The 19,625-nt window shown below is 66.9% G+C and carries 16 protein-coding genes, 1 tRNA gene and 3 pseudogenes; 14 read left to right on the plus strand and 6 right to left on the minus strand.

Annotated elements, in window-relative coordinates; genetic code table 11:
- The first annotated feature begins 136 nt into the window (after positions 1 to 136).
- Complete coding sequence (locus tag RM423_RS18130; protein ID WP_311424455.1) at positions 137 to 382, plus strand: hypothetical protein; 246 nt, start codon at positions 137 to 139, stop codon at positions 380 to 382.
- A gap of 140 nt (positions 383 to 522) precedes the next feature.
- On the opposite strand, the pseudogene RM423_RS18135 reads toward RM423_RS18130, so the two are convergent.
- Positions 523 to 2,048: pseudogene (locus RM423_RS18135) on the minus strand (ATP-dependent DNA ligase).
- Positions 2,049 to 2,217: 169 nt separating this feature from the next.
- On the opposite strand from RM423_RS18135, the gene RM423_RS18140 reads away from it, so the two are divergent.
- From RM423_RS18140 to RM423_RS18180, 9 genes are all read left to right on the plus strand, one after another.
- Entirely contained in the window at positions 2,218 to 3,216 is a 999-nt protein-coding gene (locus RM423_RS18140) for an FKBP-type peptidyl-prolyl cis-trans isomerase (protein WP_311424457.1), read from the plus strand.
- A gap of 416 nt (positions 3,217 to 3,632) precedes the next feature.
- Entirely contained in the window at positions 3,633 to 4,685 is a 1,053-nt protein-coding gene (locus RM423_RS18145) for an iron-containing redox enzyme family protein (protein WP_311424458.1), read from the plus strand.
- 31 nt (positions 4,686 to 4,716) lie between these two features.
- Positions 4,717 to 5,412 (plus strand): 2OG-Fe dioxygenase family protein, encoded by a 696-nt coding sequence (locus tag RM423_RS18150; RefSeq protein WP_311424459.1) that lies wholly within the window; start codon positions 4,717 to 4,719, stop codon positions 5,410 to 5,412.
- A gap of 19 nt (positions 5,413 to 5,431) precedes the next feature.
- Positions 5,432 to 6,343, plus strand: coding sequence for a diaminopimelate epimerase (dapF, locus tag RM423_RS18155; RefSeq protein ID WP_311424485.1), 912 nt, complete (start codon positions 5,432 to 5,434; stop codon positions 6,341 to 6,343).
- Positions 6,340 to 7,452 carry a pyridoxal phosphate-dependent aminotransferase gene (locus tag RM423_RS18160; RefSeq protein ID WP_311424460.1) on the plus strand — a complete coding sequence of 371 codons (1,113 nt, stop codon included), beginning with the start codon at positions 6,340 to 6,342 and terminating at the stop codon, positions 7,450 to 7,452. Before dapF ends, RM423_RS18160 begins: the two co-directional genes overlap by 4 nt.
- Positions 7,449 to 10,664, plus strand: a complete 3,216-nt coding sequence (locus tag RM423_RS18165; protein WP_311424461.1) for a non-ribosomal peptide synthetase — start codon at positions 7,449 to 7,451, stop codon at positions 10,662 to 10,664. The genes RM423_RS18160 and RM423_RS18165 overlap by 4 nt, the downstream gene beginning before the upstream one ends.
- Entirely contained in the window at positions 10,657 to 11,457 is an 801-nt protein-coding gene (locus tag RM423_RS18170; protein ID WP_311424462.1) for a thioesterase domain-containing protein, read from the plus strand. Before RM423_RS18165 ends, RM423_RS18170 begins: the two co-directional genes overlap by 8 nt.
- Entirely contained in the window at positions 11,457 to 12,773 is a 1,317-nt protein-coding gene (locus tag RM423_RS18175; RefSeq protein WP_311424463.1) for an MFS transporter, read from the plus strand. Before RM423_RS18170 ends, RM423_RS18175 begins: the two co-directional genes overlap by 1 nt.
- Positions 12,774 to 12,775: 2 nt before the next feature.
- The gene (locus RM423_RS18180) at positions 12,776 to 13,483 is read left to right on the plus strand and encodes an MOSC domain-containing protein (protein ID WP_311424464.1); all 708 of its coding nucleotides are present in this window, start codon (positions 12,776 to 12,778) and stop codon (positions 13,481 to 13,483) included.
- An 18-nt stretch (positions 13,484 to 13,501) separates the two neighbouring features.
- Here RM423_RS18180 and RM423_RS18185 read toward each other — a convergent pair whose 3' ends face one another.
- Positions 13,502 to 13,879, minus strand: a complete 378-nt coding sequence (locus RM423_RS18185) for a hypothetical protein (protein ID WP_311424465.1) — start codon at positions 13,877 to 13,879, stop codon at positions 13,502 to 13,504.
- Between the two features lie 365 nt (positions 13,880 to 14,244).
- Here RM423_RS18185 and RM423_RS18190 point away from each other — a divergent pair.
- Positions 14,245 to 15,138: pseudogene (locus RM423_RS18190) on the plus strand (acyltransferase family protein); the annotation flags it as partial.
- 242 nt (positions 15,139 to 15,380) lie between these two features.
- On the plus strand, positions 15,381 to 16,022 hold the full coding sequence (locus tag RM423_RS18195) for an SGNH hydrolase domain-containing protein (protein WP_396327781.1): 642 nt from the start codon (positions 15,381 to 15,383) through the stop codon (positions 16,020 to 16,022).
- On the opposite strand, the pseudogene RM423_RS25760 reads toward RM423_RS18195, so the two are convergent.
- The 4 genes and pseudogenes from RM423_RS25760 to RM423_RS18210 all read right to left on the minus strand — a co-directional run.
- Positions 15,960 to 16,154, minus strand: a pseudogene (locus RM423_RS25760) (hypothetical protein); the annotation flags it as partial. The gene RM423_RS18195 and the pseudogene RM423_RS25760 overlap by 63 nt on opposite strands.
- Complete coding sequence (locus RM423_RS18200; protein WP_311424468.1) at positions 16,123 to 16,260, minus strand: hypothetical protein; 138 nt, start codon at positions 16,258 to 16,260, stop codon at positions 16,123 to 16,125. The gene RM423_RS18200 and the pseudogene RM423_RS25760, both read right to left, overlap by 32 nt.
- An 81-nt stretch (positions 16,261 to 16,341) precedes the next feature.
- Positions 16,342 to 16,497, minus strand: a complete 156-nt coding sequence (locus RM423_RS18205; protein ID WP_311424469.1) for a hypothetical protein — start codon at positions 16,495 to 16,497, stop codon at positions 16,342 to 16,344.
- 106 nt (positions 16,498 to 16,603) lie between these two features.
- A tRNA-Lys gene (locus RM423_RS18210) sits at positions 16,604 to 16,675 on the minus strand.
- 379 nt (positions 16,676 to 17,054) lie between these two features.
- Here RM423_RS18210 and RM423_RS18215 point away from each other — a divergent pair.
- Together RM423_RS18215 and RM423_RS18220 are read left to right on the plus strand one after the other, a co-directional pair.
- Positions 17,055 to 17,657 (plus strand): helix-turn-helix domain-containing protein, encoded by a 603-nt coding sequence (locus RM423_RS18215; protein WP_311424470.1) that lies wholly within the window; start codon positions 17,055 to 17,057, stop codon positions 17,655 to 17,657.
- Between the two features lie 332 nt (positions 17,658 to 17,989).
- Positions 17,990 to 19,555, plus strand: a complete 1,566-nt coding sequence (locus RM423_RS18220; protein ID WP_311424471.1) for an ABC transporter substrate-binding protein — start codon at positions 17,990 to 17,992, stop codon at positions 19,553 to 19,555.
- Positions 19,556 to 19,625: the final 70 nt, after the last annotated feature.

The following is a 19,625-nucleotide window of genomic DNA, read 5'->3' on the forward strand; positions in this document are numbered from 1 at the left end:
ACCCGATATTCTTCACCCTGAAGGTGCTCCTCGCTCCGCATGAACTGGTCGTCGCAACCCTGATTCTTGCTGGCTTGGAGCACTTTTCAGTTGATCAACGCGCCGCCCTCATGAAAGCCCCGGGCTAGGAGTCATCGTGACGGTCGTGGTCGGCCACCTGCGCGTCTCGACCAAGAAGCAGGCCGACAGCGGCGCTGGGCTGGCGGTGCAAGGAGCGCGATCGAGGCTGCGCCCCTCGACCGTCGCGCAGTCGCTGCTGCAACTCATCCAGACGCTGGCGTGCGTCATCGTGTGCGGCTCCCTCGGTCACGCCTTGCAGTGTCTTAGGGTCGGCCGACATATCCAGGTGATCTGGCTCCCGTCTCTTGACCCGGTGGTGTGAGAGGCTGCGTCCATTCTGAGGAGGACGCGCAGTGTCGAAGACGTATGACGCGGAGTTTCGTCGCGGGTGGTCGAGTTCATCCGGGCGGGTCGGTCGGTAGCTGCTGTCGCTGCCGATCTTGGTTTGGCTCAAGCGACCGTCTACTCGACGTAGAACGCGCGGACTGCGTCGATCGTGTCGGCCTCAGCCGGCCGCTTGTCGTCGCGATACCGCAGCACCGGGCGAACCGCAGCGCCAGCCCCGCCGGATAGCGGGAGGACCGCTGCACGCCATCGAACGCGATCTCGACCACCTGCTCGGGCCGCAACCGCACCACCCAAGAGTCGGCCGGCCCGTCGGCGAGGCTCAGGAACCGCTCCGTCTGCCAGTCGAGCATGGCGTCCGTCATGCCCTTGAACGTCTTGCCGAGCATCACAAAGCCGCCGGTCTCTTCGCGGGCCCCGAGATGAATGTTGGACAGCTTGCCCTTGCGCCGTCCCGATCCCCACTCGACCGCCAGTACCACCAGGTCCAGGGTGTGTACTGGCTTCACCTTCAGCCAGCCCGCGCCACGCCGGCCGGCCTCGTACGGCGCGGTCAGCGACTTCACCATCACACCCTCCTGCCCATGTGCCAGAGCACCAGCCAGAAAGTCCCGCGCCGCGGCGGCGTCGGCGGTCACCAGCCGAGATATCCGGGCATCCTCGGGCAGCAGCCCATCCAGCGCTCGCCAGCGAGCATCGGCCGGCGAGTCGAGAACATCCCGGCCGTCCAGATGCAGCAGATCGAACACGAACGGGCTCAGCGGTGCCGTACGCGCCAGCACCGCCGGATCCGAGCGGGAACCGAACCGGGACGCGGTCACCTGAAATGGCTGCGGCCGACCGTCCGGACGGAGCGCGATCACCTCGGCATCAGCGACCAGCTCGCGAGCGTCGAAGCGACGTACCGCCTCGACCACCTCCGGCATCCGCGACGTCACGTCGTCCAGGGTGCGGGTGAACAGCGCCACCTCGGAGCCGGACCGGTGGATCTGGATGCGGGCGCCGTCCAGCTTCCATTCCAGCGCCGCCTCGCCGCCGAGTGTGGCCAGCCCGTCCTCGACGCTGGTAGCGGTCTGGGCCAGCATCGGGCTGACCGGGTGCCCGATCCGAAGGCGGAATTCGCCCAGCGCGTCGGCGCCGCCGGCCAACGCGGCGGTCGCGACCCGGGCCAGGTCGCCGCTGAGCATCGCGGCCCGCCGGATGTCGGCCAGCGGCAGCCCTGCCGCACGTGCCACCGCGTCGGTCATCACTCCGGCCAGCGCGCCCTGGCGCAGATCGCCGGTGAGCAACCGCGTCAGAAAGGCTTGCTCCTGCCCGGTCGCGGCACCAAACAGGTTCATCAGCAACTGTCGCCGGACGGCCTGGGAGCCGGTACCGCTGGTCGTTCCGATCCGGCCAAGGCGATCGTCCACCTCCGTAACCGCCAGGGTCGGCTCAGAAGCCGGCTGGGGAAGGTCGCGCAGCGCCGCCCAGCCGACTCCGATCTGTCGTTGGGTCAACTCCCCGGACAGCCACGCGACGACAATGGCGGCCTCGGCCGGCTGCGCGGTGGCCAGGAGTTCGGCGATCCGTGCCACCTTCGCGCCGCGGGACGAGGTCGCCGCCAGCTCGTCCGATAGTGCCGCCACTGCCTGCAGATGCATCCTCAGAGCCTGGCATGAGAATGCTCGATGCGACCACATGTGCTCGATGAGCGGCCCGACGGCGAGCTAAACTAGCGCAGGTCTCTTTCTCTCTCGAATTTACCCGATCGGGGTCTTTGTGCGTTTCTCCAGGCGGCTTCGCGCCGCATCGGTTGTCCTTCCCATTCTCGTGCTGGCCGCGTGCGGCTCGTCCTCGAAGTCGTCCTCGGCGGGTCCCTCGGCTGCCGGGACGTCAGCTGCTACCGGGACGGCGGCTGCTACCGGCGGCGCGGCCAGCAGTTCACCGGCAGCCTCAGGTAGTGGAACCGCCACGACAACGGACGTCGGCATCAAGGTGACCGGCGGCTTCGGCGTGAAGCCCACTGTCACCATCCCCAGCAAGGCAGCTCCCACCACCCTCGTGAAGCAGGTTCTCACCGAGGGCACCGGCGCCACGGTCGCCAAGGGGGACACGCTGGTCGCCAACTACGTCGGCCAGACCTGGGCACCCAAGAACGGCAAGCCCAACGTCTTCGACAGCTCGTTCGATCGGGGCAATGCCGCCGCGTTCGCCATCGGCGTCGGCCGGGTCATCCCGGGCTGGGACAAGACGCTCGTCGGCCAGAAGCTCGGTACCCGGCTGGTCATGGCGTTGCCGCCGGCAGAGGGCTACGGAAGCCAGGGTCAGTCCAGCGCCGGTATCAGCGGCACCGACACACTCGTCTTCGTGGTGGACTTGCTGAAGACCTTCAAGCCGGACGCATCCGCACCTGGCACCGTCGTCAGCGACCTGCCCGCGTCGGGGCTGCCCAAGATCACCAACGTACCCGGCAAGGCTCCGACGATCCTGAGCACGGCCGGCGTCAAGGCGCCGTCAAAGCCGGTGTCCACCCTGCTGGTGAAGGGTAGCGGTGACAAGATCGACGCCACCAAGACGCTGGTGATGCAGATCGTCGAGACCGACCTCGCGACCGGCAAGAAAACCCACTCGTCATGGGGGCAGGCGCCACAAACCGTGGCGGCGCAGAATGTCCTCACCGTGGTGAGCAAGCTGGCCGGTCAGAACGTCGGCAGCCGGGCGCTGGTGTTGGTGCCCGCCAGCGCCGCGACGGCGGCTACAGCGAGCCAGGCCGCGCGGCCGGCCTCGCCGGCCCAGGTCCTGATCGCTGACGTGGTCGGGGAGTTCTAGACGACCCTCAGCACGTTTCTCAGAGCCAGCGTCGCCTCGTGCGGCGCTGGCTCTGTCGCGTCCGGAGACGCCATGGCACCGGGACGAAGGCATGCTCCGCGGGTGTCCGCTCGGCAGGCCGGTTGTGGCCAGTGACCGTGACTGCCAGTGCGCGTTTTCTGCCATGACTGCAGGCTGTGGTGGTTTCAGGGGATGGATACGACGTGTCTGATGTATGCGGAATGGGTCGTACTGTTTACAAACCTGACAGTTGATGACTATGTTGAACCGCAATCAGTCCTCCAAACAGTTCAATCCGCCTCCTAACCCCGAAGCCGACAAGGTGGTGCAAGGCCGCGCAGTCGGCCCGCGTTGCCTGCTGGTGTTCGAGGAGGAGCCGAGACCTGTTCTCCTCTCTACGACCCTCTGGAGCCCGCGTGTCATCACGTATCGAACGCCTTGTCGGAGTGCCCGGCAATGCGCAGGATTTCTGGGCCACCGTCGACTGCATCTCGGCCTGGCTCGCGCTGCCCGCTGAGGAACTCGACGACTCGCTCAGCGAGGTCGACCGCGTGCAGACCGTGTCGGCGGTGCGCGCGATCAACGCCGCCGCAGCCTCGGACCCGAATGCCTTCTTCGCCCAGCAGAAGCTGCTCGCCCGCATCTATGACCTCACGATCCGCATTCCGAATCAGCCCACCGCCGAGGGCTCGGTAGCCCTGCACGAGGTGACCCGACTGCTCGAGACCGCGACCCTTGCCGCCGAGAACAAGTTCATTCCGGACGGTTTGCTGGACCAGGCACCCACCGACGGCAAGGCCTACCTGAGCTGGCTCAAGACCATGGCCCGCCAACACCGGGTCTTCAAGCACTCGTACTACAACGAATTCATCCACGACCACGCCGGCGTAGAGGACCTGAGGACCTACATCCTTCAGGAGTCGGTCGTCGACGGCCGCTTCGATGATCTGCTGGCGATGATGCAGGTGGGCACCAGCGGCCCCGCGAAGATGGAGATCGCGACCAACTTCTGGGACGAGATGGGCAACGGCAACCCCGCCGAGGTCCACACGACCCTGTTCAACAAGATCTTCGAGGTCTTCCAGATCACCGACGAGGAACTCGACCGGGTTCTCACCGCCAACGCGCTGCTCTCGGGCAACCTCGCGGTCATGCTGTGCCGCTACCGCCACCTCTACGCCGAGGCGGTCGGCTTCCTCGGCATGACCGAGTGGCTGGTGCCTGACCGCTTCAAGTCCGTGGTCTCGGCGTGGGAGCGGTTGGGGCTGCCCGACGTCGGCATCGTCTACCACCGCCTGCACATCACCATCGACTCCGTGCACGCCGCGGGTTGGTTCCACAACATCGTGGCTCCGGCGGCCGGCACCGAGTCGATGCGTCGCGGCATCGCCCGGGGCACGCTCTGGCGGCTCAACTCGTCGGCGCGCTACCTCGACGAGCGCCTCGCCGGCTCCACCCAGCCCGCCTGATCCACCGGTTCACCACACGAGAGGTTGAGGGATGTCTCTGAACGGCCAAGGCTTTGCCTTGCTTGATCTTCCCGAGGTTTCGGGGGAGATCCTCGACAGTTACGAGGACCTGCCGCACGACCCGTACATGGGCAACGGCACCCGGTACAAGCGCTTCTCGCAGTATCGGCTCTCGTGGAACGGCGAGGCCTGGGACTTCGAGCTACTTCCGCACCGTGATTACACGGCGTTCAAGGATTTCAACCCGGTCGGCGGTGGGTACAAGCGCCCGTACGAGCCGATCCAGGTCGACTTCACCTCGCTGATCGGCCACGGTGCCGGGGAACTCAACCTCAGCACGGACACCGACTGGCAGATCAACGTCCACCAGAACCGCACGATCGCCTCGCGTGAGAAGTCCGGTGTCCTGACGCCCGAGGGCGTTCATCAGGACGGCCACGAGTTCGTGATGATCGCGGTGTTGCGCAGGACCGAGGTCGAGGACGGCCAGACCCGGCTGTGGAAGCTCGGAGCCGACGAGCCGTTCTGGACGGGTGTGCTGGAGCCGAGCAAGGCCGTCCTGATCGACGACAAGGCGGTCGCCCATGACGTCACCGACGTGCAGCCGGCCGGTGATCAGACCGGCAAGCGCGACATCCTCATCGTGGCCTTCTCGCGCTGGGAAGAGCGCTGGTACGGCGACGATCACGACCAGGCAGCGCTGAGCGACACCGCCTCGACGATGTGACCCAGCCGCGTTGACTCGGGTGCAGGCGGCAGGCCGTGCCGCCGAGCACGGGATTGCTGACTTCGAGTTCGCCAGGTACCACGCGCTCGGCAACGACTACCTGGTGCTGGATCCGGCGCGCTTCGGGTTCGTCCCCACTCCGGAGAACGTCCGGCTGGCGTGCGATCGCCACTTCGGGCTCGGTGCGGATGGGATCGTGCTCGGACCGATCGGCCCCGTCGAGGCCGGCCTGCCCGTAACCCTGCGGTTGTTCAACTCCGACGGCACCGACTGCGAGCGCAGCGGCAACGGGCTGCGGATCTTCGCCCTGTATCTGGCGCAGTGCTACCCCGGGGACTGGCCGAGCACCGGGCTGACCGCACGCACGGTCGCCGGGGACACCGCGGTACGGGTGCTGGATGTCGCCGACGGCCTGGTCAGCATCGACATGGGCGTGCCGAGCTTCGAGGCAGGCGGGCCGCGCACCGTGCGGTTGGCCGATCGCGACGTCCGGCTGTGTTGCCTGAACAACGGCAACCCGCACGCGGTCACCGTCGTTGATCAGGCCACCCGCGAGCTTGCCTGCGAGCTGGGGCCGCAGATCGCCACGCACGCCAGCTTTCCGCAGCGGACGAACGTCCAGTTGCTCGAAGTGCTCGACCGCAACTCGATCGCCATCGAGATCTGGGAGCGCGGCGCGGGCTACACCTTGTCGTCGGGCAGCAGCAGTTGTGCGGCCGCCGCGGTGGCGCGCAAGCTGGGCCTGGTGGACGACCAGGTGCGGGTACGGATGCCGGGCGGCGAGCTTCAGCTGAGTTTCGCCGACGACGGGGCGATCAGCATGACCGGAACGGTGGAGCTGATCGCCACCGGCTCGTTCGGACCGGCGCTTGGCGCCGGCCTCAGCGATCCGGGGCAGACCGGCGACGCCGGGTCGGAAGGACCACTGTGACCATTCCTCAACCGGCTCCGACGAACGCCGGTTACCCAATGCAGCAGTGGGTATTCCACGACACGCCCGACCGGTTCGATATCGACCTGTCGAGCAGCTACGTCAGGACGGGGCGCCTGAGCGAGCTCACCGTTCCCCCGGACCTCGCACTGTCCTACGGAGCCGACCGCGGCATCGAAGAGCTGCGGACGGCCATCGCCGGGCTGTACGGCGGATCGGCGGATTCGGTGCTGGTCACCCACGGCGCCGAGGAAGCGCTCTTCCTGCTCTACAGCACCCTGCTGGCCCCCGGCGACCAGGTGATCACGTTTCGGCCCGGCTGGCAGCAGTCCTGGGATGCCCCCGCGATGCTCGGATGCCAGGTGGACGTACTCGACCTCGAACCCGACTTCAGCATCGACCTGGACCGGACGGCCGCCAGTGCCACCAGGGCACTGCGCATGATCATCGTCAACTCTCCGGGCAACCCCACCGGCCGCCGGATGCTGCCCGCCGAACTTGCCGGTCTGCTGGCGCTGGCGGAACGGCGCGACGCCTACCTCGTTCTCGACCAGGAGTACGAAGTGGACCTGGCGGAATCGGCTGCCGTGCACAGCGACCGGGTCGTCTCGGTGTCCGGCCTGTCGAAGGTGTTCGGGTTTCCCGGCCTTCGGATCGGCTGGATGTACGGAGCCCCGGAGCTGGTGGACCGCTGCGCGGACCGCAAGCACCTGACGACCATCTCGAATTCGGTGCTGTGCGAGGTACTGGCCTGCGACGTGCTGTCCCGGCGGGATTCCTATGTCACCGAGTACGACCGCCTGATCGGGGCCGGCCTCGACATCGTCCAGCGGTGGAGCGAGCGGCATCGCGGCCGGCTCCGGCTGGCGCCGCCGGAGCGGACGCCCTTCGCGTGGGTCCACCTGGACACCGGCGAACCCTCGCTGTCGTTCTGCCGCCGAGTCCTGGATGAGCGAGTGCTGCTCATGCCGGCCGAGACCCTGGGCGGCACCGGCGGTTTTCGACTGGGTCTGAGCCCGCCGTCCGAAGAGCAGCTAACGGCCGGATTAGCCCGGATAGATTATGTTCTGTTCCAACAGCGCACAGAAAACGGAGTCCACCCCAGATGAGCATGCACGTCGACTCGGTGCCCGCGGCTGCCGAAGGGTCGCCGGGGGCTGAGACGCCCCGGCTCCCGCTGTCCTTCGGACAGGAGCAGCTGTGGTTCCTGGAGCAGATGGCCCCGGGTGAGACGACGTACAACATGATGCTGGCCTGGCGCCTGCGGGGCAGCCTCGACGTGGACGTGCTTCGGCAGGCCCTGAGCCGGGTTATCGCCAGGCATGCCTCGTTGCGCGCCGTGATCCGCGCGGCGGACGGCGCTCCGTACCGCGTGATCACCGAGTCCGGCGAGGCCGCCCTGCCCGTCGTGGACCTCAGCGACATCGCGGCGGCCGAACGCGAGGGCGCGCTGGCGGCCGCGATCGCAACGCAGACCGCCACGCCGTATGACTTCGAAACCGGGCCGCTGTACCGGTTCACGCTGTACCGGATGGGCAATGGCGACCACGTCCTGGCCGAGGGCTTTCACCACATCGTGATCGACGGCTGGTCGATGACCTCGGTGAACACCGAGATCGCGGCGGCCTACCGGGCGCTGGCGGCCGGCGAGGAACCGGACTTGCCCGCCCTGCCGCTGGACTACGCCGACTTCGTCGCTCAGCAGCGCGAGCGGCTGCGGGGCGACGACCTGGAAGAGGAACTGCGCTTCTGGGACGAGCGGCTCGCCGGCCTGCCGGTGCTCGACCTGCCGACCGACCGGCTCCGTCCGGCATCGTCCAACCACCGCGGCGCCACCTATCTCCGGACGTTCCCGGCCGAATTGCTGACCGCCGCGCGGAACCTGGCAAGTGCGAACAACGCCTCGCTGTTCATGGTGTTCACCGCGGCGTTCAACGCCGTCCTCAGCCGTTACACCGGTCAGTACGACATTCCCGTCGGCATGCCGATGCTGGGACGGGTCGATCCGGAGCTCGAGGACGTCGTCGGACTGTTCATCAACATGGCCGTGCTGCGCTCGGATCTGACCGGGAACCCCACCTTCACCGAACTGCTGGACCGGACGGCCGATGCCAGCCTGGAGCTGTACGAGCACCAGGAACTGCCGTTCAACCAGGTCGTCGACCGCGTTCAACCCACCCGTGATCTCGGACGCAACCCGCTCTTCCAGGTGTCGGTCCAGGTGCTGGGCGATGGTGTCTCAGGCGATGCCATGCGGTTGCCGGGCATCGAGTCCGAGTACCTGCCGATGCGTTCGATCAACGCGCGCTTCGACCTGTCGCTGAACCTGATCGAGGGCGCGGACGCTCTCACCGCGACGGTGGAGTACTCCACCGACCTCTTCGACGAGTGGCGCATCGAGGCGCTGATCAGCCATCTCGAGACGGTGGTGGACGCGGCGACGCGCAATCCGGAACTGCGCCTGTCCGAGCTGCCGCTGCTGTCATCGGCGCAGGTGGCCGAGTACGTCGAGCTGGGCAAGGGCGAGGTCGTCGACTTCGAAGAGCTGCCGCTGCACGTCGGCTTCGCCAAGCGTGCGGCCGCCACCCCGGATGCGGTTGCCATTGTCTGCAAGGGTGTTGAGATCACGTACGCCGAGTTGAACCGCCGTGGTGATCAGCTCGCCCGCCACCTGCGTTCGCTCGGGCTGCAGCGTGGCCAGGTCGTCGCGGTGATCATCGACCGCGACCTCGACGCCTACGTGACGATGCTGGGCATCCTCAAGGCCGGCGCCGGGTTCGCCATGCTCGACCCGAAGCACCCCGCCGCGCGCCTGGAGTTCATGATGGGCGACACCGCCGCGCCGATCCTGATTACCCGGTCGTCCTTCGCCGATCGGCTTCCGGAGTCCTCTGGGTGGTCAACGGTGTGGCTGGACACCGAGTGGGACGCGATCGAGGCCCATCCGAGCGACGAGCCGCTGGAGGAGTGGGCCACCCGAGACTCGATCGCCTACATCCTTTACACCTCCGGCTCCACCGGCACCCCCAAGGGCGTCGTGATGGTGCACCGGGGGGTGTCGTTCTTCGCCGAGGCGTACCGGCGCACCTTCGATTTCACCCCGCAGGACCGGCTGCTGCAGCTGCCCGCGCTCACCTTCGACATGTCCCAGGGCGAGATCTGGACGGCCTTCCTCGCAGGTGCCCGGGTCGTCGCCGTCTCACCGGACGAGGGACTGTCGCCCGAGGGTCTGGCGCAGCTGATGCGCGATCAGCGGGTCACCTATGCGGGCCTCTCGCCGGCCATGCTGTCGGTCGTCGAGCCTGAGCCGTACCCGGACCTGAAGTACGTCATGGGCGGTGCCGAGGCACTGCCCGCCGAGCTGGTCAACAAGTGGAACCTGCCCGGTCGCCGGTTCGTCAACCTCTACGGGCCCACCGAGGCCTCGATCGCCTGCACCGAGTACGAGTGCGACCACATCGAGTGGCAGTCCTCCCCGCCCATCGGGCACGCCGAGGTCAACCGGCAGCTCTACATCGTCGACGAGTCGGGCAACCTGGTTCCGAAGGGTATTCCCGGTGAGCTGCTGGTCGGTGGCGAGGACGGCGCGCTGTCACTGGGGTATCTCAACCAGCCGGAGCTGACGGCCGAGAAGTTCGTGCCGGACCCGTTCCGTCCCGAGCGGCTGGTGTATCGCACGGGTGACCTGGTGCGCTGGAACAAGGACGGCGAGATCGACTTCCTGGGCCGGATCGACACCCAGGTAAAGCTGCGCGGGCTGCGCATCGAACTCGGTGAGATCGAGTCGGCGCTGCTCACGCATCCGTCCGTCCGGCTGGCTGTGGTGCTGATGCGCCCGAACCGGCAGGGCGACAACCAGCTGATCGGTTATCTGACGGCCAAGGGCGACCAGCCGCCGGTGATCGAGGACGTGCGCGACCACCTGGCCGCGATGCTGCCCGAATACATGGTGCCGACCGCCTGGGTGGTGCTCGACGAGTTCCCGCTCACCGCCGCACGCAAGATCGACCGCAAGGCTTTGCCGGAACCGGTGGAGGCTGTGGGCGGCTCGGAATCGGCTGTGGTCAGCCCCCGGACGCCGACCGAGAAGGCGGTGGCCGACATCTTCGCCGACGTCCTGGCCGCGGACGAAATCAGTGTGGAAAGCAGCCTGTTCGAGATCGGCGGCAACTCGCTGCAGGGGATGCGGGTCGTCAGCCGGATCAACAAGGCGTTCGGCGTGAAGATCAATATTCGCAAGCTGTACGCCAACGCCACCGTCAGCGCCATCTCGGCAACCATCGACGAGCTGGTGGCCGCTCGCGGCTCGACCAGTGGCTGACCTCGAACGACTGGTGGAGCTGCGGGGAACCGGCGATCGCAACCCGCTGTTCTGCGTGCATGCGGTGTCCGGGTCGGCGTATGCCTATGCCGGTCTGGTGCAGGCGCTGCCCCCCGATCAGCCGGTGTACGGATTCGAGGCGCCGGGTTTCGACAACGAGCGGCCGGTGGTGAGCTCGCTGCCTGAACTGTCCGCCGAGTACGTCGAGATCCTGCGGGAGTTCCAGCCGTCGGGCGGTTACCAGCTGCTGGGCTGGTCGCTCGGCGGGGTGCTGGCCTTCGACATGGCGGTACGGCTGCTCGCCCCCGGCCAGAGCGTCGAGCGGCTGATCCTGGTGGATGCCGGGTTGCCGTGGATAGCGCCCCTGCCTACCGAGAAGGGCATCCTGCGCCGGTTCCTGGGCGATCTGGTGGGCGTTGCCGATCTGTCGGCAGGTGGCCTGGACCCGGTGTTCGCCGACGCGGCCGAGGACGTCGAGCCCGCGACCCTCTTCGCGGCCGTCGAACGTGCCCGGATCTTTCCCGAAGAGATCGACGCCGACCTGCTCGAGGAGCGGTACACCCCGTTCCGGGCTCATCTGCAGGCGCTGTGGAGCTATGAGGTGACCAGCCCGTACGCCGGCACGGTGGTGCACCTGCGTGCGGCGGACTCCGAACCAGAGTCCACCCGCTGGGACACCGTCAGCAAAGAGGTCGTCGAGCATGTGCTGCCCGGAAACCACTATTCGATCTGGAACGGTGATTCCCTTGCCCAGCTCAGCACCTACGTCCGGCAGCACCTGGTGGACCAGTAGTGAGCACCGGAACCGACGCCGCAACCGCTGAGCCGGACGTGTCCGGCGAGCGCTCGACGTTGTGGCACAACCGGGACTTCGTCACCTTCTGGGTCGGCGAGACGGTGTCGCTGTTCGGCACCCAGGTCACCACCCTGGCGTTGCCGCTCACCGCGGTGCTGATGTTCGACGCCAGCACCGAGCAGGTCGGCGTCCTGCGTTTTGTGCAGCTGGTCCCCTACTTCGGCCTGGCGCTGCTGTTCGGTGTGTGGGTGGACCGGGTTCGCCGGCGACCGGTGATGTTCGCGGCCAACGCCGTGCGGATGGTGCTGCTCGCGCTGGTCCCGCTGCTGTCGCACCTCGGCGTGCTCAGCATGGGACCGCTACTGATCATCGCCTGCGGCATCGGCATCGCCTCGGTGCTCTTCGACGTCAGCTGGATGTCCTACGTCCCGACCCTGGTGAAGGATCCGAAGCATTACGTCGAGGCCTACGCCAAGCTCGGTGTGACCTCGTCGTCGGCCGATGTGGCCGGCCCCGGTCTGGCCGGTGTGCTCGTCGGTGCCCTGACCGCGCCGACCGCACTCGTCTTCGACGCCTTCTCCTACCTCGCCTCGATGGTGTCGCTGGTGCTGATCAGGGCTCGTGAGGAGCGCCCGACGCCGCCGGCCACCAAGCGGCGGCTGCGCACCGAGCTTTCCGACGGCTGGCACTGGGTGTTCGGCGATCGCATCCTGCGTCCGTTGGTACTGATGGGCCCGGCGTGCAACTTCTGCATGGTGTCCATCCAGACCCTGTTCATCGTCTACGCCATTCGGGATGTCGGGCTGAGGCCCTTTATGCTCGGCTTCATCCTGTCCATGTCGGCGGTCGGTGGTCTGCTCGGGGCGTCGGTATCGCGCAAGGTGATTCAGCGTTTCGCCCTGGGGCGGGTGTATTTCGTGTCGATGACGGCGATCTTCCTGGCACCCGCGCTCATCCCGCTCGCCAGCGGTACCAAGCCGTTCGTCGCGGCTATGTTCATCGTCTCGTTCTTCGTCAGCTACCTGGGGCTGGGCACCGTCCAGGTCGTCATGATGAGCCTGCGCCAGACCTGCACGCCGGCCTCGCTGATGGGACGGATGAGCGCGGTGTTCCGGATGATGCTGTTCGGCGGGGGAGCGCTCGCCGGCCCGGTCAGTGGTTTCGTGGCCGGCGCTGTCGGCCTGCGTACCACGCTGGCACTGCTGGCGATCCTCGCCGTCGCACTGATCGTTCCGCTGGCGTTGTCGCCGGTGAGCCGGTTGCGGGAGCTTCCGCCACCGGCCGTCGAGCCGGACCCGGTGGCAGCCTCGTGACCATGCACGTCAGTGAGCTGTGGCGGTTTCCGGTCAAGTCCCTGCGCGGTGAGCAGCTGAGCACGGCGACGCTGACCGACGATGGCGTGGCCGGGGACCGGCTGGTGCACGTGCAGTCCGACTACGGGGTGGTGACCGCGCGCAGCAGGTCGGCGCTGCTCGGGCTCAGTGCCACCACGGCACCGGACGGACAGGTGCTCGTCAACGGATTGCCGTGGCAGGACCCGCGGGTCGCCGAGCTGGTCCGGGCCGCCGTCCGGGCCGATGTGGCGCTCGTGCCGTACCAGGGGCCGGAGCGCTTCGACGTGCTCAACCTGCTGGTGGCGACCGACGGCAGCATCGAGGCATTCGGCTACGACAGCAGGCGGCTGCGTCCCAATATCGTGATCAGTGGAGTGGCCGGCCTCGCCGAGCGTGGCTGGCCGGGCATGGCGCTTCGGGTGGGGGATGCCGTGATCGGCGTGTACTCGGTGCGCTCGCGCTGCGTCATCACCACCATCGATCCCGACACCGGTGAGCAGGATCCCGACGTGCTCCGCAAGATCCAGCGGGAGTTCGACCTGAAGCTGGCGCTCAACTGCTGGGTCGCGGCGCCGGGGGACATCAGGGTCGGCGACGAGGTCGAGCTGGTAGAGCTGGAACTGCCGAAGCCCGAGCCGAAGGGCTGGATCATCGGAGCTCCGTACACGCTCACCCGCGCGCCGGGCTGACGTTCTACAGGTAGCGCGTTAGCTGCCGGCGAGCTGCTGAGCCCGCGCGGTGACCCGGACCATCAGCTCGGCGGACCAGCATTCCACGGGCTGCCCCAGCTCGCTGATCGCCGTGTTCACCATGTTGTGAGCGGTGAGCAGGCTGACCGATCCGCCACACAGGGTCGTCACCGTAGCGGCCATGGCGTAGCTGGCCTGGTCGTTGCCGGAACCGGCAGAGATTGACTGGCCGCTGAGCAGCAGCAGGTCCATCGCGCTCAGGCGACCGCAGCTGACGAGGTCCGGATCGAGGGTGATCCGGTCGTAGGGCGGCAGCTCGGCCAGGGTGCGTCCACAGCAGGGTGAGAACGACTGGCCGTACAGCGGCTTGGCATGCAGTTCCTCTTTGGCCCTCATACGTCCCCCCGTATCGATCCCACGGCACCCCTTTATACCGTGGATCATGACGGTCGATGTACCAGATCTACTCTTATCAACAAGGCGATTCGCGATTAACTCCCGGAGACTCACAGGGCGCACGCAGCTGATCACACGCAGTTCATAGTTCACTGGTGCTCGTGCTCGCCGCTAGCGTGAAGTCTGTAGCGATCCACCTCCAGCAGCGCGAGGTTGTTCCGGCCGAGGGACCCCTGGGGTTGCCGATGTCTGACCCGGCGTGGGTACATTCGGCGGCGGTTACGTCGGGGTCGACGTGTTCTTCGTGATCTCCGGATTCTTGATCACCGGCCTGATCCTCAAGGACCTCGACAGCGCGCGGCTTCTCGTTCCTGGCGTTCTACGCCCGGCGGGCGCGTCGGATCCTGCCTGCTGCGACGCTGGTCCTGATCGCCACCGTCCTCGCCTCGGTAGCAGTGCTGCCACCGCTGCAGGCTCGGTCGGTGAGCACCGATGCTCTCACCACGGCGCTGTTCGTCGCCAATTATCGCTTCGCCGGCGTCGGCACCGACTACCTGACCACGACCGCGCCGTCGCCGCTGCAGCACTACTGGTCACTGGGCATCGAGGAGCAGTTCTACCTTTTCTGGCCGGCCATCCTGATCGCAACCGTGCTGCGCGGCCGGCGCCTGCACCGCCGCCGCGCGGTGCTGGTGGCAGTGCTCATCGCCCTGGCACTCGCGTCGTGTGCGATCGGCGTACGCCTCACCGACGGAAATCCGCCGTGGGGCTATTTCTCGCTGGCATCGAGGGGATGGGAGCTGGCCGTCGGTGGCCTGATGTCTCTGGCCGCTCCAGCGGTGGTTCGGTGGCCGCGCGGCGTTGCGGCGGCGATCCTCGTTGCGGGTGGTCACCGACCATCGACGGGTGGCCTGATCGGTCCCGGTCCGCTGTTGCGGACGAGGGTGCTGAGGTACGCCGGGTCGATCTCGTACTCGTGGTACCTGTGGCACTGGCCCGTGCTGACCCTCACCCGTGCCGTCCTCGGCCGGCCGCTGCCCGTGCCGGCAGCGCTGGCGCTGTGTGCTCTCAGCGCTGTGCTGGCTGCGTTCACGCTGCGCTTGCTGGAAAATCCGGTGCGCCGCTCGGCTCGGTTGCGAGCACGGCCGGCCCTTGCGGTGCTGCGCTCGTGGTCGGCGGCGTGGCCGTGTCGTCCCTGGCCTCGAACAGGATCGCGCCGCTGTCGGGACGAGGCGCCGCCGTGGCCCTGCGCGCCCTGACCGGTACGCCGACCGCGAGCGGGCGGCCGAGTACGCAGTCGCGCCGTTCAGGCGCCGCGGGCACGTCCGTGCCGGGTGAACTGACCGCGTTGAACGCCGCCGATGACCGGGTCGCAGCCGCCGTGGCCACGGCCCTGCGCACCCGGGCGGTTCCGGCCAATCTGGAGCCCTCGGTGGGAAGTGCGGCCGGGGACAAGGCGGCGCCGTTCGTCGACGGCTGCAACCTCTCGTGGACGGACACGGTGCAGCCGGAATGCTCGTACACCAGCGGGTCACCGAAGGTCGTCCTGTTCGGCGACTCGCACGCGGCTCAGTGGTTCCCGCCGCTGGAGCAGGTGGCCCGGCGCCGGCATTGGCAGCTCGAATCTCTGACGAAGACGACCTGCCCGCCGAACGACCTGCCGCTGTTCAGCCCGTACCTGGGGCGCGAGTACACCGAATGCCAACAGTGGCGGACCTCGATCCTGGCGCGGGTCCGCGCCGAACGCCCCACGCTGGTGGTCCTCGGGGTGGCCCGGCACTACGGCTCGGACTACCACTTGAGCGTCTACGACTCGCGTGGAATGCCGGCCTGGCCAGTACGGTCCGCCAGATCCACGCGATGCGTCACCGGGCGCAGTTGCCGCACTGAGCCGCTCGGCTCGTTGCCGTTTCGGGCCTGTTCTGGCTATGGGAGGTTGAGATGCTCAGCGGTCGCCATAGCGACCTGTGAGTATGTCAAACCACCTCCTGCGAGCCAAAGCTGCGTTGGCATCCTTGCCAGCGAGCGCGACCATGCGCGCTCCGGACTCTCGGACAGCTGCGATCTCCGCACGGTTGACGGCGATGTTCGAGTCGCGCGTAATGATGAGCCATCCGTTCGCGGCAGTCTCCGGTATCCATAGCGTGTCAGGGATCTGCGGCTGGGTGATACGACAAGGGAGGTCGTTGCCGGCGGTGGAGGACCCCTCCGGGATCTCCTGGGTAGGTGACATCGTTGCGGACTTAAACCAGGAGCTTGGCGAGGCCCAGCACATCGGCGTCGACGTAGTAGCGGACAGCAGCCGGGGGATAGGCGTGCTGGGTCTTCCGCCCGCCGCCGTCGGAACGCAGGCGGTCGATGAAGGCACGAAGTTCGTTCATTGGGACGCGGCGGTTTCGGTAGCTGCGTAGTAATCCAGCCTCGACGCACTCTGCCCAGGTCACTGCGCGGGAGCCGGTTGGCTAGCCGAAGGATTGGTTGTGAACCTTGCCGCGCTGGTCCCCGCCTTCGAGCCAGTAGTGGAGGGCGCCTTGAGGCAGGCCAAGCAGCCGAGCCGCTTCGGCTTCGGCTTCGGCTTCGGCGAACATCTCGCGATCAAGGACGGTGGCTTCGCTCATGGCAGTGCCCAGTTGACACGTCCCGTCCACGAATATGCGGAGAATGCCGCCGATACGGCACTGACTTGGAAGCACCCTCGGTCGCCTCGGCGACCAGGGTGGCCAGTGGGCCCCGTGGGACTCGAACCCACAACCTACGGATTAAAAGTCCGCAGCTCTGCCATTGAGCTAGAGGCCCGGGACACTGCGAACACCGTCCCGCCTCGTACAGTGTCTCAGATCCGGGCCGCCCGCGGAGCCCAAGGCCTCGTCTGCGGCTGGCCGCCGAGCCGAATGAATCCCTCCCGCACGGTGGCCTCCGCGCTCAAAAGCGCGCTTGCTACGCCGTAAAGGCGTAGATGGGAGGATGAGTGCTCGGAGCTGGCGAATGTTGAACCCATGCCTCCACGGGAGCGTGCGATGCTGCCCGCATGCTCACTGTGGGTGTCGATATGTCAGCCGAGGACCCACGCACGTAGTGCGCAGCTGGGGCTTCCTCGGCGTCGCTGCCGGCATGGCCTGGCCGAGAGGTGTTTCAATATTTTGACGAGACCTCGCGATTGAGCCATCATGGCGTCATGGACCCACAGGTGGGCAAAGTAGCCGTCGCCCCGACGGGGACCGAGACGACGCGCACGATGTCCGAAGTGGGCGTGCTGGTGCAGCAGCTCCGCCGCGAGGCTCAGCTGAGCATTGCCACACTGGCCGAGCGGGCCGAACTCAGCACCGGTCTGCTCAGCCAAATCGAGCGCGGCATCGGCAATCCGTCCTTCACCACGTTGATCAAACTGTCCCAGGCGCTCCAGGTGCCGGTCGGGCGATTCTTCGGCGGCCCCGACCGAGCTGGCTCGCTGGTGCGGCAAGAAGATCGCCGCCGGCTGATGCTGTCGGAGAACAATCTGATCTACGAGCTGCTGACCCCACACATGCATGGCCATCTAGGCATGATCAAAGCGCACATCGCGGCGGGGTGGACCAACGAGCAGGCCCCGTTCGTCCACGAGGGCGAGGAGTGCATCACCATCACCGAGGGTGAGCTGGTGGTCTGCATCAGCTCGACGGAGTACACGCTGACCGAAGGCGATTCCCTCACCTATGACTCGTCATTGCCGCATTGGTACCGCAATGCGACAGATCATCACGCGGTGCTGATCGGTGCCATGACGCCGCCGTCCTTCTGAGGCACTAGACCAATCCGAGCCGGCGACGGAGCCTTGCCCGAAATAGCTGGCCGACGACCATAATGGTCGCCGACATCCGGCTGACCGGAGCCGGCGGCGGCCGAAATGCTTGACAACCGTCGTTGGTCGCCATCATTATATTGCAACCCATTCAGTTCAATGAACGTGGTCATCAAGACGATGACGAGGCACCTCCCGCACTCCCGGTCCGGCGGGCCTGACCAGCACGCCGGACCGGGCCGAGGCCTCACAGCGCCGTACCTCAACTCGGCCCGTGTCGAGCCCAAGGCCTTGGCCGTGGGCTGATGCCGCATCCGCTTGAAAGGATTCCCATGAGAATCAAGCCAAGATCCCGCGCCGCTCTCGCGGTGGCGGTCGCAGCCGTGATGACGGTGTCGACCGCGTGCTCCGGGAGCTCCAGCAGCAAGTCCGGTGGTGGAGCAGGCGGTAACGGCACCGTGACGATGCACTTGGACGGGCCGCTGACCAGCTATGACCCCGCGAAGGGAAGTTCATTCCAGGACGCGGTCGCGATCTGGTCGATGTACGACCCGCTGGTGGACTTTGACTCGGACGGCAAGCTCGTTCCCGGACTGGCCACCTCCTGGACGAGCACGCCGACGTCGGCGACGTTCAAGCTGCGGGACGGTGTCTCGTGTTCTGACGGCACCAAGCTGACGTCGCAGATGGTGGTCGACTCGCTGAGCCGGTTCATGAACCCGAAGACGGCCGCGCCGTTCCTGAGCCTGGTGATCGGCGGCAAGAACACCGCAAAGGTCACGGCGCCTGACGCCAGCACGGTGAAGGTCACGCTGCAGAAGCCCTGGTCCGGTCTGGTACCCGGCCTCACCGCTCCCTACACCGGCATCATCTGCCCGGCAGGCCTGAAGAACCCGAGCGATCTGCTGACAAAGTCGTACGGAACCGGTCCGTACGTCGCCGCGAGCCAGGTCTCCGGCGCCAGCTACACCATGACCCGGCGAGCCAACTACACGTGGGGACCGAAATTCTCCAAGGCGCCGACCACCGGCAACCCGCCGAAGACCCTGGTTCTGAAAGTGGTTCAGGACGAGAGCACCCGCGCGAACCTGATGTCCACCGGCAAGCTGCAGATTGCAACCTACGGCAGTGACGCCTGGAACCGGTTCAAGGGCCAGCAGGGTTACAACGTGGTGAGCGAGGCGCAGTCCGACACCTGGCTGATGTTCAACGAGAACAAGGGCCATCCCACCGCGAACAAGAATGTGCGCAAGGCGATCTCGCAGGCGCTGAACCGCGACATGATCAACAAGATCCAGAGCTTCGGCTCCGGCCAGCTGATCAGCAACCTGGGTGAGTCCAGTTACGAGTGCTACGACCCGAGCCTGGACTCCCTGATTCCCACCTTCGACACTGCAGCGGCCTCGGCCACCCTCAAGGGCGTCAAGATCCGGATCATCGGCACCAACCTGCTCGCCGGTGGTGACGCGAACGGCTACCTGCTGTCGGCGCTGAAGGCGGCCGGCGCGGATGCCTCGGTGACGACGATGAACAACGAGACGTGGGTCGGTGACCTGTTCTCCGGCAAGAACGACTGGGACATCACGATCCTGGTGCTCGGCAACACCATCTCCAGCCTGCTGGAGGCCGGTGGCTTCGAGGTGGGCGCGGCGCCGCCGGCGGGTCAGAACCTCGGTGGCGTCCAGAACCCCGAGGCTGACGCGGCATTCGCCGAGGCCGGCGCCAAGGAAGGCGCCGCCAAGTGCGCCGCGATGTCGAAGTTCCAGAAGTCGCTGCTCACGAACAACGACGTGCTGCCCATCGCCACCGCACCGGTCAACACCCTCTTCACCGGTGGCACCAGTGGCGTGGTGGTCAAGGGCTTCGTGCAGCCGGGAACCATCCGGGTGAGCAAGTAGCGGCCCTCGCGCTGAGCCAGGAAGGGTGCGACCGATGACGCACACCAGAGCAAGAACCGTGCTGGCAGCG

This window comes from Jatrophihabitans lederbergiae (assembly GCF_031845305.1).
Taxonomy (GTDB): domain Bacteria; phylum Actinomycetota; class Actinomycetes; order Mycobacteriales; family Jatrophihabitantaceae; genus Jatrophihabitans_A; species Jatrophihabitans_A lederbergiae.